Annotated in this window: 8 protein-coding genes and 4 pseudogenes; 3 read left to right on the top strand and 9 right to left on the bottom strand. The window is 60.7% G+C overall.

Annotation, left to right across the window (positions count from 1 at the left end; translation table 11 throughout):
• Positions 1-971 precede the first annotated feature (971 nt).
• A pseudogene (nodD3, locus tag AA309_RS30280) lies at positions 972-1,205 on the top strand (transcriptional regulator NodD3); the annotation flags it as partial.
• A gap of 382 nt (positions 1,206-1,587) precedes the next feature.
• On the opposite strand, the gene AA309_RS30275 reads toward nodD3, so the two are convergent.
• The 7 genes and pseudogenes from AA309_RS30275 to AA309_RS30250 form a co-directional block, all read right to left on the bottom strand.
• Positions 1,588-2,094, bottom strand: a complete 507-nt coding sequence (locus AA309_RS30275; protein ID WP_280136943.1) for an IS6 family transposase — start codon at positions 2,092-2,094, stop codon at positions 1,588-1,590.
• Positions 2,048-2,323, bottom strand: a complete 276-nt coding sequence (locus AA309_RS37990; RefSeq protein ID WP_084731840.1) for a transposase — start codon at positions 2,321-2,323, stop codon at positions 2,048-2,050. The genes AA309_RS30275 and AA309_RS37990 overlap by 47 nt, the downstream gene beginning before the upstream one ends.
• 12 nt (positions 2,324-2,335) lie before the next feature.
• On the bottom strand, positions 2,336-3,034 hold the full coding sequence (locus AA309_RS30270) for an IS110 family transposase (RefSeq protein ID WP_052955106.1): 699 nt from the start codon (positions 3,032-3,034) through the stop codon (positions 2,336-2,338).
• 216 nt (positions 3,035-3,250) lie between these two features.
• Positions 3,251-3,478 (bottom strand): annotated as a pseudogene (locus tag AA309_RS30265) (IS6 family transposase); the annotation flags it as partial.
• 42 nt (positions 3,479-3,520) lie between these two features.
• Positions 3,521-3,667 (bottom strand): annotated as a pseudogene (locus AA309_RS30260) (IS6 family transposase); the annotation flags it as partial.
• A 144-nt stretch (positions 3,668-3,811) separates the two neighbouring features.
• A complete protein-coding gene (locus tag AA309_RS30255; protein ID WP_047192738.1) occupies positions 3,812-5,647 on the bottom strand; it encodes an NEL-type E3 ubiquitin ligase domain-containing protein in 1,836 nt (611 codons plus the stop codon).
• Positions 5,648-5,836: 189 nt separating this feature from the next.
• Positions 5,837-6,547, bottom strand: a pseudogene (locus AA309_RS30250) (IS6 family transposase).
• Positions 6,548-6,676: 129 nt separating this feature from the next.
• On the opposite strand from AA309_RS30250, the gene AA309_RS30245 reads away from it, so the two are divergent.
• Both AA309_RS30245 and AA309_RS30240 read left to right on the top strand, forming a co-directional pair.
• Complete coding sequence (locus AA309_RS30245; protein WP_047192737.1) at positions 6,677-7,708, top strand: IS110 family RNA-guided transposase; 1,032 nt, start codon at positions 6,677-6,679, stop codon at positions 7,706-7,708.
• A gap of 264 nt (positions 7,709-7,972) precedes the next feature.
• Positions 7,973-9,013 (top strand): IS110 family RNA-guided transposase, encoded by a 1,041-nt coding sequence (locus tag AA309_RS30240; RefSeq protein WP_047192736.1) that lies wholly within the window; start codon positions 7,973-7,975, stop codon positions 9,011-9,013.
• 335 nt (positions 9,014-9,348) lie between these two features.
• Here the strand turns inward: AA309_RS30240 and AA309_RS37020 are convergent, their stop codons facing one another.
• Complete coding sequence (locus AA309_RS37020; RefSeq protein WP_244470548.1) at positions 9,349-9,765, bottom strand: hypothetical protein; 417 nt, start codon at positions 9,763-9,765, stop codon at positions 9,349-9,351.
• A gap of 524 nt (positions 9,766-10,289) precedes the next feature.
• On the bottom strand, positions 10,290-12,530 hold the full coding sequence (locus AA309_RS30230) for a hypothetical protein (protein WP_047192734.1): 2,241 nt from the start codon (positions 12,528-12,530) through the stop codon (positions 10,290-10,292).
• Positions 12,531-12,778 lie beyond the last annotated feature (248 nt).

The raw sequence follows: 12,778 nt of genomic DNA, 5'->3' as shown, positions 1-12,778 counted from the left end.
TAGCTCGCGCAACAAAGAGCGATTGAAGCCTCGTCGAGCGTATGAGACACATCAACGGCGAAACCGCTATCCACAAGCGCTTCTTGCGCTGCGCGCGTAAACTCCGCATGATGATCAACGAGCAGTGTTCGCATGTCATCTCCTATCAGGGCACGCCCAGACCATTGGGCACATCACCGCCAACTATGAGACCCGAGCGAGACGAGCGAGTGCGCCTGAAGCGCTATCGCATTTGCCCCTGCGTCGGAAGGATGATCATCCCGTACCTACAGTCGCGCAGCTCGTCGCGTCCTTACAACTCCTCTTCGCTTAGGGTCACGCCAGCCGCTCAAACGCAGCAAGTCCGGTCAGGAGGCGAAGTGCCGCCGTCCGTCCCTCTCCGGAGCATTTGAAGCGAGAACCTTGTCCGGGACGACGAGAGGTTCGACTTCTGGTGCGCCCTCGTCCACTGGCACCCGCTGGAGTCCGAGACAGCTGGATATAGCGACGGTGGCGGCAAGGAACGCGAGGTCCCACTGCGGTGAGCATTATCAAGCAGTTTCCGGTGAAGCGCCGGATTCAGTCTTCCACTTGCAACAGCGGGGAGGCATAGGACTATGTCACAAGCAGCAACATGCAAGAAGGAATCGACCTGCTGGTGGGGTCGAACATTGGCGGTCGGCCAACCAAAAGTGCCACGAACAACTCCGACCTCAATTCGCATCGGTCCCCCTACACTCAGTTACGGTGCATCCAAAGTTTGTTTGGAAGTATTGCCGGCACCCGGCTGGGCTTGTCCTGTGTTCACGAATGTATTCTCTCGGGTATCCAGATCAAGGGAGCGCCCCATCCCGGTGTCGCGCCGTTCGAAAATGTTGCCGCCGATATACTTGATTTCAGTCAGATCACATTGTCCTAATGCATCGTTCCCTTAGCTTGGTAAAATTGATTGTTTGGATGACGTCCATTTACCCTATGGATACAATGAAGACGTGCGTTTCAAGGGCCTTGATCTCAATCTCCTCGTCGCGCTCGATGCTCTGATGACCGAGCGTAACCTCACGGCGGCGGCACGCAGCATCAACCTGAGCCAGCCGGCCATGAGCGCGGCCGTCGGCCGGTTACGCGCCTATTTCCGCGATGAGCTATTCACGATGAGGGGCCGTGAACTTGTCATAACACCGCGTGCGGCAGGACTCGCCCCCGCAGTCCGCGAGGCTCTGCTGGTACTGTCATTTTGATGTCGGGCTGACCAGGCTTCCGCAAGGAAGCATCCATGTCAGTCCAAATCGGCTCACCAAGGCAGCACCGGTCCCATCACGCCAAGTGGCGAATGCGCGGTTGCGGGCAGTTCGATACTCATTGGTGGAGAGGCGGTGACGCCCCAGTTCGACGTGGTTGTGGATCGGCGTGGGACAGGAAAAAAGCTGTAGGGCATGGCGCGCTGATTTGAAACGCTTCGTGTGGCGCTCCTGAGGTAGGGCCGTTTGATGTGAGACCTCGCAGCGGTTGTCAAGATTCCGACTCTGTCTATGTTCGACACCCGAGTAGATCTCGCGTTTGGCCGCCCAGGGTTTATGTAGCGAGCAAGAGGAATTGCTCCTCGGGTTAGGACTGCGGATTGCGGGCGTAGTTTGCCTGCTGTTTCCGCATCATGTGCACCATTTCAATCCCGCCCAGGATGGCGCGAGCGCATCTGATGGACCTGATGCCGAGCATCGGCCGGATCCGCCGCTTGATCGCCCGATGATCCTGCTCGATGCGATTGTTCAGATAAGCACTTTGCCGGATGCGAGTGGGTTTCAAGTCACGCTGCGAACTGTTCTCGAGCCTGTCCGCGGTATCACAGGACAGGATCGCCTCGCGATTCGTCCGGCTGCCATCAATGACGATCCTCTCAGGTCTGCCATGCCGCTTCAGCGCTCGCGTCAGAAAGCGCTTAGCAGCAGTGAGGTTTCTTCGCTCGCTAAACCAGAACTCGACGGTGTCGCCGTTACTGTCAATGGCACGGTACAAATACATCCACCGCCCACGCACCTTGATATAGATACCGTCTGATCGGTCAACTCTATTGGGCAACTGGTAAGCGATAGCTGTCTTGGCTTTTGAGCTCACCGGAGCAAATGTGAACCAGCTTGCGCATGGCAGCCCCTAAGCTCGACATCGTGGCCTTCCCTCGCCCAAGCAGCCGCTGCTGCTGGGCTTTGATGTCCGGGTTCAGCTTTGTCGCAACGATAGCTGCCATATAGAGCGCGGCGCGCAGCCGGGAGTTGCCGGCTTTCGACAGCCGCGGTCTCCCTCGAGCGCTCCGCCCGGACTGTCGTTCAATTGGTACCAGACCCAGGAAGGCGGCAGCTTAACGAGCTGTCTCGAATGGATGGCTACGCAGCAGCGCGAGCATTTGCATCGCTGTCTTCGGACCCACTGCCGGGATCGTGCGCAGTCTCTTCAGATCGGCTTGCAGATCCTCGTGAGCGGCAAAGTGCTCGGTAATTGCCTCCTGCAGCAGTTTACACTGAGCTTTGAGCGCCCTGATGCTCGAGACAAAGGAACGCTTGATGGCACTGGAGCAGCCACGAACACACGCCTGCTCATATCGGTTCTGCTCCCGGCGCAGATCGCCCTCCAGATCATCCAGCCGTGCGAGAAGAGCTTGGAGTTCGACCAGGGGCTCGGCGGGAGGGGTCCACGCTTTCGGCCGGGTCAGGCAGCCGTAGCGCGCCAGAAGCACTGCGTCGATCCGATCGGTCTTGCTGAGAACAGCCATATCTCTACCAAAACTGCGGATTTGGGCAGGGTTGACGAGGGAAACTGTCATACCTTTAGCAGCAAGGAGGCGAGCAGCGAGCTCGTGATAGGCCGCTGTCGGCTCGAGAACCGCATGAACCTCTACGAGCTCAGTCTTAGAAGTTTTTGCCACCCAAGCGACCGCTCTCTCGATTCCGTCCAGGGTATTAGGAAAAGCCTTCTGGCCGATGGGACGCTCGCGGCCTTGAACGACCACCGCGCAATTCAGTCTCTCCTTTGCGACATCAATGCCGAAGAACACCGTCATAGAGCTCCCTCTCACTGAGAATGCCCCTTGCGCTGATCAACCTTGTGAATGCAGGCTTACCCATCTTCGGGATGACCTTTGATACCGTCCAATCTCAGCTGGGGCGCGTGGTGAGGCCGGGTGCCCCATCTATATCTCAGATTTCTGTCTTATGTCTCATTCGGGCTATCCCGGCCTCATGCTGTGGGAATGACCCGCAACACCCATCAAATACAACGTCCCATCCACATGCCATTTCCGGCTGACGGGTCGCTTGCATCGATTGAACCGCTCGAGAAGCTCGGGTGAGTAACGGACCACCCAGCGACCCACCGTGGCGTGATCAACAGAGAGGCCGCGCTCGGCCATCATCTCTTCGAGATCCCGCAGGCTCAGGCTGTCAGCGAGATACCACCGCACGCCAAGCAGGATTACCGACCGATCGAATTGCCGGCCCTTGAACATCTCGCGTCACTCTCTCTCGCCTGCGCAGACCATAGCCCCGCGATAGGAAAGAAAGAGTTGCGACAGAACCAGCATCTCCTCGACCATCCGAAGGCTGAGCGGAAACCGGAAGTACAACCAGACGGCATGGCTGATCACTTCAGCCGGAAAACGGTGGCGGGAGTAACGAGGGGCGTGGGTCGGTTCCATCCCTCACGGATAGCTCACCCCGGGTCACTCTTTGGTTAAGTTGACGGTGCCAAAATTGGATGCCCTTTCAAAAAGACCACAATCAAAGTGTTGCTTTGCACGAGTATCACCAGATTGACAGCCTCTTGCAATTGAAGGCTCGCTTCACGGCTCAAGTCCGCGCTCTCCGAGCACCTTGTGCATGAGCGCGCCTTTGATCTCGCGGGCGATTTCGTTGAGGATCTGGGCTCCGACTACCCGCTGGGCATCGACGTCGTCTGTCAGGCCGTCCCTCGCGAGGCGCTCGTTCAGGCGAGTTGGAAACTGCTCTTCCATCGCATCGGCGAGCCGCTCCTGCATCACTGCATGATCTTCGGGGGCGATCCGCCCCACCACCGTCTCCCAAGGTTGCCAGCGCGTTGCCAGATAGTCCGCGAAGCCCGTCGCCTCCTGCTCCCGCACCGACGCCGCGGCCCTGGCAACGTCGTCCTCGGTGACGTGAGAGACATTCAAGAAGCGCATGCCCGGGGCGATGTGCTGCAGCTCCAGCGGCTCGCGCAACTGGTTTTGGTAGGCAAGATAGACCTCGATCTCGTCGACGTTGGCGTCCGGATCGGCATGGCGGAGCGAGCTGACCGTCTCGCGCGCGATCCCCTCCAGCGCGTCCAAGCGGAACATGACACGGCCCTGCTGGAGCAGTTCGTCGAGCCGCCCGTCATAGGTCCCGGCCTCGACATCAGCGTTCACGCGTGCGGTCTGCATGCCGTTCCAGGTCAAAGTGATGCGATCCTCGCAGCTCTCGCTCGCTCCGGCAGCCTGTTGGAAATACTGCTCGCGCAATCGCGGCCTGACCGCTGCCTCCCGCAGATCCTCGGCCACCGCCTGCCGGAACGCATCACTGCCAGAATTCACAGTGCCACGGAGCCGGTCGAGGAAGCGTGCGTAGTCCTGGGCACCAGGCTCCTCGGCAAAGCCCTGCCAGGCGGCCACGGTCGCCGGGTCGCCCTCGAGCCAGTCCGCGACAAACTCGTGCAAGGGCCGTGGCTGAACTTCCACCGCTACCGGGTCCATAAGCAAGAAGATCTGCGGACCGGCATAGTCACCGGCATGCATGGCTGTCGCCACGTTGGTCAGCAACCACTCGGGCAGCGGGTTGTTCTCCAGATCAACGGAGGAGTTACGGCCTAGCTGCGTCAGCAGGGTCTCGGGTACTCTGGTCAGCTGGTTGTTGCTGGCGCCGAGCCATAGGAGCTCCGTCGGGATCGTCTCGGGCAGGCTGGTCAGCTGGTTATTGCTGGCGCTGAGCCACTCGAGCCCGGCCGGGAGCGGGTCGGGCAGATTGGTCAGCTGATTGTAGTCGAGGTTCAGGCGCTCGAGCCCAGCTGGAAGATCGGGCAGGCTGGTCAGCCGGTTGCCGCTGGCGTCCAGCTCCTGAAGCGTTGCCGGAAGGGTGTCGGGCAGACTGGTCAGTTGGTTATTGTTGACATTCAGGCGCCGAAGCCCCGGCGGCAGGTCTGCTGGCAGGCTCGTCAGCCTGTTGCTGTTCACGTAGAGCCGCTGGAGTCCGGCTGGAAGATCGGGCAAGCTGGTCAGTCGATTGTCGCTGGCGTAGAGCCGCTGAAGATCGGCTGGAAGGTTAGGCAGGCCGCTGAGTTGATTGCTATTGACATTCAGGCGCCGGAGCTCGGGTGGGAGGGCGGCGGACAAGACGGTCAGGGACCGGGACGAGAGATCGAGCGGCTCATCGAGATCGGCCGCCTGTCGCCAAGCGCTCGTTCGAAGTACCGCCTCTTGCCGGTTCTCGTCTTCGCCCTGCGCCTCTTCCGCAGCCCAGCCCGCCAGGACGTGGTCCTGCGACGAGGTGGGGTCGGCGGCGGACGCCCCCGCCTCGGTCAAGGCTGCGGCCCACTGCGCCGCGGCGGGAGACCCTGGTTCGGAGCTTTCGAATTCGGAAGTTGCGGAAGGAGTGCCAGCGCCAAGCTGGGCCCGTTCTGGATTCATCGATGCCTCCTCTTCAGTAGCCAAATGCAGGAAATTCCCATCTACGAGGCTCAGCTGTCGCCAAGCTGACGAGCCGCATTATTTCTTGAAAAACGACCGGGTCCTTACAGGGGAGCGCGCAAGGTTTGTGCAATAAAGTATCGTCAACTTAACAAGTTGAGTTAGGTCTGCCCGTCCCGGATCGTCAGATCAGATGCCGGCAGCGACACCAGTCACCTCCGCCCAAGTCATAAATGCCTGTGCTCGGGATTTGCGATGATCGGCGGCATGGATATTGGCGGGACGACGGAAGAGGTTTGCAACCTGATCGTAAGCGGAGAGGAAGCGCTGGGCCTGACCGGCTGACTTGAAGCGCTTCATGATCCGCTCCCGTCGTCGCGTCGGCTGATGACTGTTCTCTGCGCGGTTGTTCAAGCCTTTGTGCTGTCGGTGCTCAACGCTTGGCATCACAACTCTCTTTGCGGCGGCGTAGCTGGCCAGCTTGTCTGTGATCATCACCCGCGGCGCGATGCCCTGCTTCTTGAGTAGCTTGCGCAGCAGGCGCTCGGCTGCCCTCGCATCGCGCCGGCTCTGGACCAGGATGTCGAGCACGCCCCCGTGCTGGTCGACGGCGCGCCAGAGCCAATGCTTCTGTCCGCCGATGCTGATGACAACCTCGTCTAAATGCCACTTTTCTCCTGGTGCGGGCAGACGCCTGCGGATCTGAGTGGCGAAGCTCTGGCCGAACTTCAGCGCTCACTGCCGGACCGTCTCATGGCTGACCAGGATGCCTCGGGCTGCCAGCATCTCTTCAACCATCCGCAGACTGAGCGGGCATCGGAAGTACAACCAGATGGCATAGCTGATCACTTCAGCCGGAAAGCGATGGCGGGCATAGCGAGGATCACGAGGCGATTTCATTCCTTATGTATGCCTCGATCCGGTCACTCTCCGGTTAACTTGATGGTGTGGACGCTCCCTGCTCACCGGCATCAAAGTGCCAAAGGGTGGTCGTCATGAAGATCGCCACAAGGAGAGGGAGCGTCCACCATGCAGGTTACCACAGTCGGCCTGGATCTGGCCAAACACATCTTCCAGGTTCACGCCGTTGATGCCACCGGCAATGTCGTGGCTCGGAAAAGGCTGCGTCGCACGGAGGTGCAGTCGTTCTTCGCTGATCTCAGTCCCTGCCTGATCGGCGTGGAAGCGTGCGCGACCTCTCACCACTGGGCGCGTGAGCTGACCAAGCTGGGCCACACGGTCAAGCTGATGCCGCCGGCTTATGTGAAGCCTTACGTCAAACGCGGCAAGACCGATGCGGCCGATGCCGAGGCGATCTGCGAGGCCGTGATCCGTCCGAACATGCGCTTCGTGCCGGTCAAGTCGGACGAGCAGCAGAGTGTCCTGATGCTCCACCGGGTGCGGGCTCTGCTGATCCGTCAGCGCACCATGCTGGTCAACGCTCTGCGTGGGCATCTGGCTGAGTTCGGCCTCATCGTCGCTCAAGGGATCAGCCGCATCCGCGAACTGATCCAACTCCTGAATGACGAGAGCTCGGAAGCTCCACTTCCTCCGCTGGCCCGGCGGGCTCTGGCGCCGCTTGTCGACCAATTGCTTGATCTGCAGCCGCGGATCCGCGCGCTCGAAGACGAACTCCTGGCTTGGCACCGCCAGAGCCAGGAGAGCCGACGGCTCGAGACGATCCCGGGCGTGGGCTTCATCACCGCCACGGCCCTTGCGGCGACGGTGCCAGATCCGTCCCACTTTCGCTCCGGCCGGGAGTTTGCGGCGTGGCTGGGACTGACGCCTAGACAGAACTCATCCGGTGGCAAGGAGCGGCTGGGGCGGATCTCGAAGATGGGCGATGGCTACCTGCGAACGCTGCTGGTGGTCGGTGCCACCGCCGTCATTCGCTATGCCCGGACGAAGACAGCGGCGGACACAGGTTGGATCAACAGCCTCCTGAGCAAGAAGCCAGTGCGGCTGGTCTCGGTGGCTCTGGCTAACAAGACGGCCCGGATTGCTTGGGCTCTGCTGTCCAAGGGAGAGGTCTATCGATCTGCCGTGTCGGTTGGCGCTTGAGCGCCGCCCCGGGTTGAGGGTCTCAGTTTGGGAAGGGTGATGATGGCGTGATGCAAACCGGTCGAGCCGGGATCAGGATAACCCGCGGCACCGTCAGAGCTGCGAGCTCGCTAACTTGTCGGGGACCTGATCTGCGGATTTCATCAGATGGGGTATTCGGCTTGAGCCCCATCTTCGACGAATATGCATGGAGGTGTTGTGCTCCGAGCCAATGCTAGCGTGGGAATTGTTCAACCCGCACCGCATCAGGAAAGGACGCGCAGCATGAAGCACTACGCCGGACTGGACGTGTCTCTCAAGGAGACTTCAATCTGCATCGTGAATGAGGCGGGTTCAATCTGCCGCGAGATGAAGGTGCCAAGCCATCCCGAAGACCTCGTTCGGGCTCTTCAAGATCCTACCTGGCGGCTGGTCCGCATCGGCCTGGAGGCTGGACCTTTGTCGCAGTGGCTTTTCAGTGGATTGGCGCAAGCAGGCCTGCCGGTGGTCTGCATCGAGACCCGGCATACGAAGGCGTTCCTCAAGGCGCAGGTGAACAAGACGGACCGCAATGATGCCCGTGGCATTGCCCAGATGATGCGGGTCAACCTGTTCCGGCCGGTGCACATCAAGACGCTGACAAGCCAACATCGTCGTGCCTTGCTGACTGCGCGCAAGCTGCTGCAGGAGAAGGCGGTCGCGATTGAGAACGACATTCGCGGTCTGCTGCGTAACTTCGGCCTCAAGGTTGGCATGACCGGGGCTGTGGGATTTGACGTCCGGATCCGGGAGCTCGTAGACGGCAGGCCGGAACTGGCGGACATCACCGCCTCCCTGCTCGCCGCCAGGCAGATGTTGCGCGAGGAACTGTCCCGCCTCCACCGGAAGGTACTGGAGATCACCCGAGAGGACGGTGTCTGCCGGCGCCTGATGACCATTCCGGGTGTCGGGCCAGTTGTCGCCCTGGCGTTCACCAGCACCATCGATGTGCCGGCCCGCTTCCGAAAGTCGAAAGCTGTTGGACCTGTCTTGGGATTAACGCCAGTGCTCAAGGAGTCCGGGGAGAGCAAGCGTGTTGGGCAGGTCTCCCTCTGCGGGGATGGAATGATGCGAGGGTTGCTCTATGAAGCCGCCCAAGTCCTGCTGACGCGGGTGAAGAAGTGGTCCTGGCTGAAGGCATGGGCGATGAATGTCGCTAAGCGGCGCGGAGTTCGGAAAGCCATTGTCGCGCTGGCGCGGCGCTTGGCTGTCCTCATGCACCGGATCTGGAGCGATGGAACGGAGTTCCGTTGGACGAAAGATCCTCTCGTGCAGCCATCCCTTTGATCGCCCGTTAGGGAGAAGACACCGAAGTTCTGCCTGCCGGTGGAAAGCTGTCCCTCGCGGGACGATGGATGAAGTAAGTTCGTGCTGGCCTTTGCATCGATTGCCACGGTGATCAATGCGCTCATCAGATTGTGCTGCCTCATCCTTCTAATCCCATCATGGGAGGGCAAATGCCGATCCCGGAGAGAAGCAAGAGCTCGCGAGGAATGCGCTATACCGAAGGGTTGAAAAGAGAATGCTTGACGTGGAGGTGCCGAATAGAGAAGGGCCAGCGGTCAGATGAGCCGCACTCACAGGCCGTAGATATGACTGCACCCGACCACTTGCACTCGCGTTCAACAAAACCCTTGCCGGCAGGGAGCGTCCAGATATGACGGTGCCGGATAGGGATTCAGCTCAACCCGGCTTGCAATCGGCGCGATGCCGCCTGGCGATTGGGAGGCTCGAAGATGATCCAGTGGCGTAGCGACGGCCTGCCCCTCCTGCTTGCCGAACTCCTGGGCATCCTTGTCCAGCGACTTGTCGTAAAGCCGGGCAGCAATGCCCGGCTTTACGTTCTTTACGAGCCAATGCCCCAATCTGAGAAGACAAAGTACATTGCGCCTGACGGTGCGCTCGGAGGCCCCAGCCTTGATGAGTGCCGGCCTCAGCCCCTCAATAAGAAGCGCATCTTCGGAATAAACAGGATCCAGGCTGCGATCTGTGAAAACCAAATTTGCATGGCCGGGCGGCCGCGCCGACGCATTCAGCATCGTTCCACCGCCTTGACCGTGCGGAGCCGGCGTATATGGGTGCCCGCTCGCCCGCATGATGGGCCGCGCCTCAGATCTCGATGCATCCGCTTGATGGGCGCGGACCTGCATGAGCACGGGAGCGGACGGGACAGCGACCTCACTCAGCTGCCGCTGAAAGGTCGCCGCCTCTGCCGACGAGTCGGCCAGAGAGGCATCTTGCGCGTCCACTCTATCCGTTTGTTGACCCACCCGATTCATTGAAACCAAGTTCATCTGCACTCACTTTCGAAGCTGAAGAGCCAGGAGCGCTGAACGTATGCGCCTGGACTTGAGCCGACCCATCGCCGGCATTTGACGGTTCAGCTGCCAAGTGGAAGGAAGTCGGGGTCACGACGCTCCCGATCGAATTTCGTCGGACCCCGTTGTCGATCTGTTCGAAGGAGCCCGCGCCGGCTTCGAGCTCATCGAGGATTTCCTCTCGGTGATAACGGTCTGCTTGATGGTGTCACCACAGCGAAATCTGGCGCGAGACACTCAGGTAACTACATCCCGAGGCGCGCGAACTGCATCGACGCGTGCTCCGCTTCGGGAAGCGGGTGCCACGGAGCGATGCTCAACAACGACTTACAGAATGCAGGCGTGAGCTTGCCACGGTGAATCACGACGTTCTCGTGACCCATTGCAGCCCGGGCGTTCTGCCACTGCCGATTGTGGCCGCGCTGGTCATTGGACTTGACGTGGCAAGCGGCGAAGTCGGCATCATCTAGCATCGCCAACTGCCCCGCATGTACCGGACGCTTCGTATGGATGTGCACCCACATCGGGCTTGGCATCGCCCCATTGCGCAGCGCTTTGGGCTGCAGCCTGATCTCGAACAGCGTCCCTGGCTCGCCCTTCAACGCGCGCGGTCGATCCGCAGGCCCCAGCTCCTTGGCCTCCCGCAAGTGTTCAAGGTACTTCTGCGACGGAAAGGCGTAGGTCTTCATGCAATCGATCATGATCGCCGTCTTTCGCGCGTTCAAAGAGTTTGCCTGTCCCTGCACCTCGGACAACATTGTCTTGAGCCGGACTGTTTTGTCGTGCACTTCGCGCACTTGCGCAGGCGTGAGGAGGCCGCGTCGGCGAGGCTCCTCCAGCGCGGCTACACAGGCCTCAATCTCGGCGGCCTGCGTCTGCAGGCGCTTAACGACGAGATCCACGACGTGGTCGGCGTCCTCGGGCTTCATCTGGCGCGCTTGCGAGACGGCGCTTTGCTGAGCCGGCAGATCGAACTGCAGCAGCTCGTCCAATCGCTCGAGTAATCCGGTCAGTGCTTTCCTGGAGGGCGGAGCATGCCACATCTCCAGATGCCCGGTTGCCGACGATGACGCCCTCGCGTGTGCCTCCTCCGCGCTCGCGAGTTTCTTCGTCCCCAGATCCGAGAGTACAATAAGCTTGGCTGTCGGGGCAGTGTCGGCGTCGCGCCTGGCGAGCTGCGGCTCGGGCAGCCCGGCCGTCGAACTCCCCTCGCCTGCGGCCGGTGTGCGCTTGCCTTTCCCCTTCCTGCGCGCCGCGTGGCCCTCAGCCACTACGGCAGTATTTTCCAGTATCGCAGCCCGGGCCGGCGGTTCAATCACGGCTGGCGTCTTTGGCTGCACTGCCAGGAGTTGCGTGACTTCGTGGGCGGTGACCCATGCACCTTCCACGATCTGGTCCAACAGTTCCAATGGAAGTTCGGCACCCGTTCCCGCATCCCTTAACCTTGCAACAATGCCGTGCACCCCTGACGCAAATTCCGAAAGCCGCTCCATGACTCCTTCTAGAACGGCGCAGTGCTCTGCGTCGAGTGCGCGCCCTTTGCTGTACAGAACAGCGTCGGACGTCGAGAGGAATGCCGGGAAAACGTCCTCGATGAAGGTTCCCAGCAGATGCACCCGCCCGTTCGCACTCATGAGGATTTCCCTCACGGCTGGTCCGACCGTGCTCGCCTGAGACTCGATCATAAGTCGCGCGAGAGCGATCCGCGAGTGCAGATACATGCACTTCGTATTAAGTGCCCAGCCGGTATGCAGGCGTAGTGCCGCCTCTTCGGCCTTCCGCATCTCGGGCGTGGCGCTTGGCAAGTTAGCGGTGGTCGCGCAGACGGACTGCATCCGTTCCGAGCGCAATACCTTCTTTCCCCACCACTCCATGCAGGCCAGGTAGTGCTTCGCCACACTGGATACCGCTCGGCTCAGCTGGTGGGGCGGAGCGTTGTCAGCTCGCATCCTGTCGAGCACGTCTGCTGCTTTCTTCCTGCGCGGCTCCAACTCATAAATAGTCGCGGTAGCCAGTTCGTTGCATTGGTCCGCTGCATCGAGCGCCTCGTCGCGGAGTCGACGAGCCTGATCGTCGGAGAGAATGCGACGCGCTACATGCGGGGGCAGGCTTGCGTAGTAGTCTAGAACTTCTGAGCCTGCCTTGACGACTTGATCGATCAGCTCTTGCGCCTCCGACGGGTTCCGGGCTTGCGTGGCCGCATTACGATAAGCATCAAGGTCCTCACGCAGACTGCGCATTTTTCGTTTCGCTGCCTTGATCTCGTCGCCTCTTGGGGCTTCCACACCCGAAGTTGGTGGCTGGCTCACGAGCGGCGCCGTTCTATCGTGAGGCCGGGAGCGCATCCGCTCCACGACGGAGTCGAACGATTGCCTGCCTTCCCCGGGGGCGGGACCGGGCTCCGGGCCCGAACTGCTCGATCCCCACGTGCTGTCGGCTCCTGCAGCCCCAACGTGCGATTTGCCAGCTCGGCCAATGCCCGTCATATTCCACCTCCAATCAGGTCGAGAATGCTCAGCCTGTCTGGATAGACTGGCTGGCTGACGAGTAGCTGACGAAGAGCGTTTTTTCCGGATGCACAAGAAAACCCAGATCACCGAGGGTTGTAATTCCAAGGGTTCTGGCGTGCTGCTGGAGGCAGCGGGGATGACCGCGTCATGTCGGATAGTCAGCTGCAGTGCATGACCGCGGCCTGGTGCTGCCTCGCCGTGACGGCGATCCTGAAGAGTCCGCC

This window comes from Microvirga vignae (assembly GCF_001017175.1).
Taxonomy (GTDB): domain Bacteria; phylum Pseudomonadota; class Alphaproteobacteria; order Rhizobiales; family Beijerinckiaceae; genus Microvirga; species Microvirga vignae.
This window is presented reverse-complemented; position numbering and strand designations above follow the sequence as displayed.

Bases quoted from the DNA above. Each gene is read 5' to 3' on its own strand.
- AA309_RS30270 (WP_052955106.1), bottom strand. From the start codon at position 3,034: ATGACGGTGTTCTTCGGCATTGATGTCGCAAAGGAGAGACTGAATTGC.
- AA309_RS30230 (WP_047192734.1), bottom strand. From the start codon at position 12,530: ATGACGGGCATTGGCCGAGCTGGCAAATCGCACGTTGGGGCTGCAGGA.
- AA309_RS30240 (WP_047192736.1), top strand. From the start codon at position 7,973: ATGAAGCACTACGCCGGACTGGACGTGTCTCTCAAGGAGACTTCAATC.
- AA309_RS30245 (WP_047192737.1), top strand. From the start codon at position 6,677: ATGCAGGTTACCACAGTCGGCCTGGATCTGGCCAAACACATCTTCCAG.
- AA309_RS30255 (WP_047192738.1), bottom strand. From the start codon at position 5,647: ATGAATCCAGAACGGGCCCAGCTTGGCGCTGGCACTCCTTCCGCAACT.
- AA309_RS37020 (WP_244470548.1), bottom strand. From the start codon at position 9,765: ATGCTGAATGCGTCGGCGCGGCCGCCCGGCCATGCAAATTTGGTTTTC.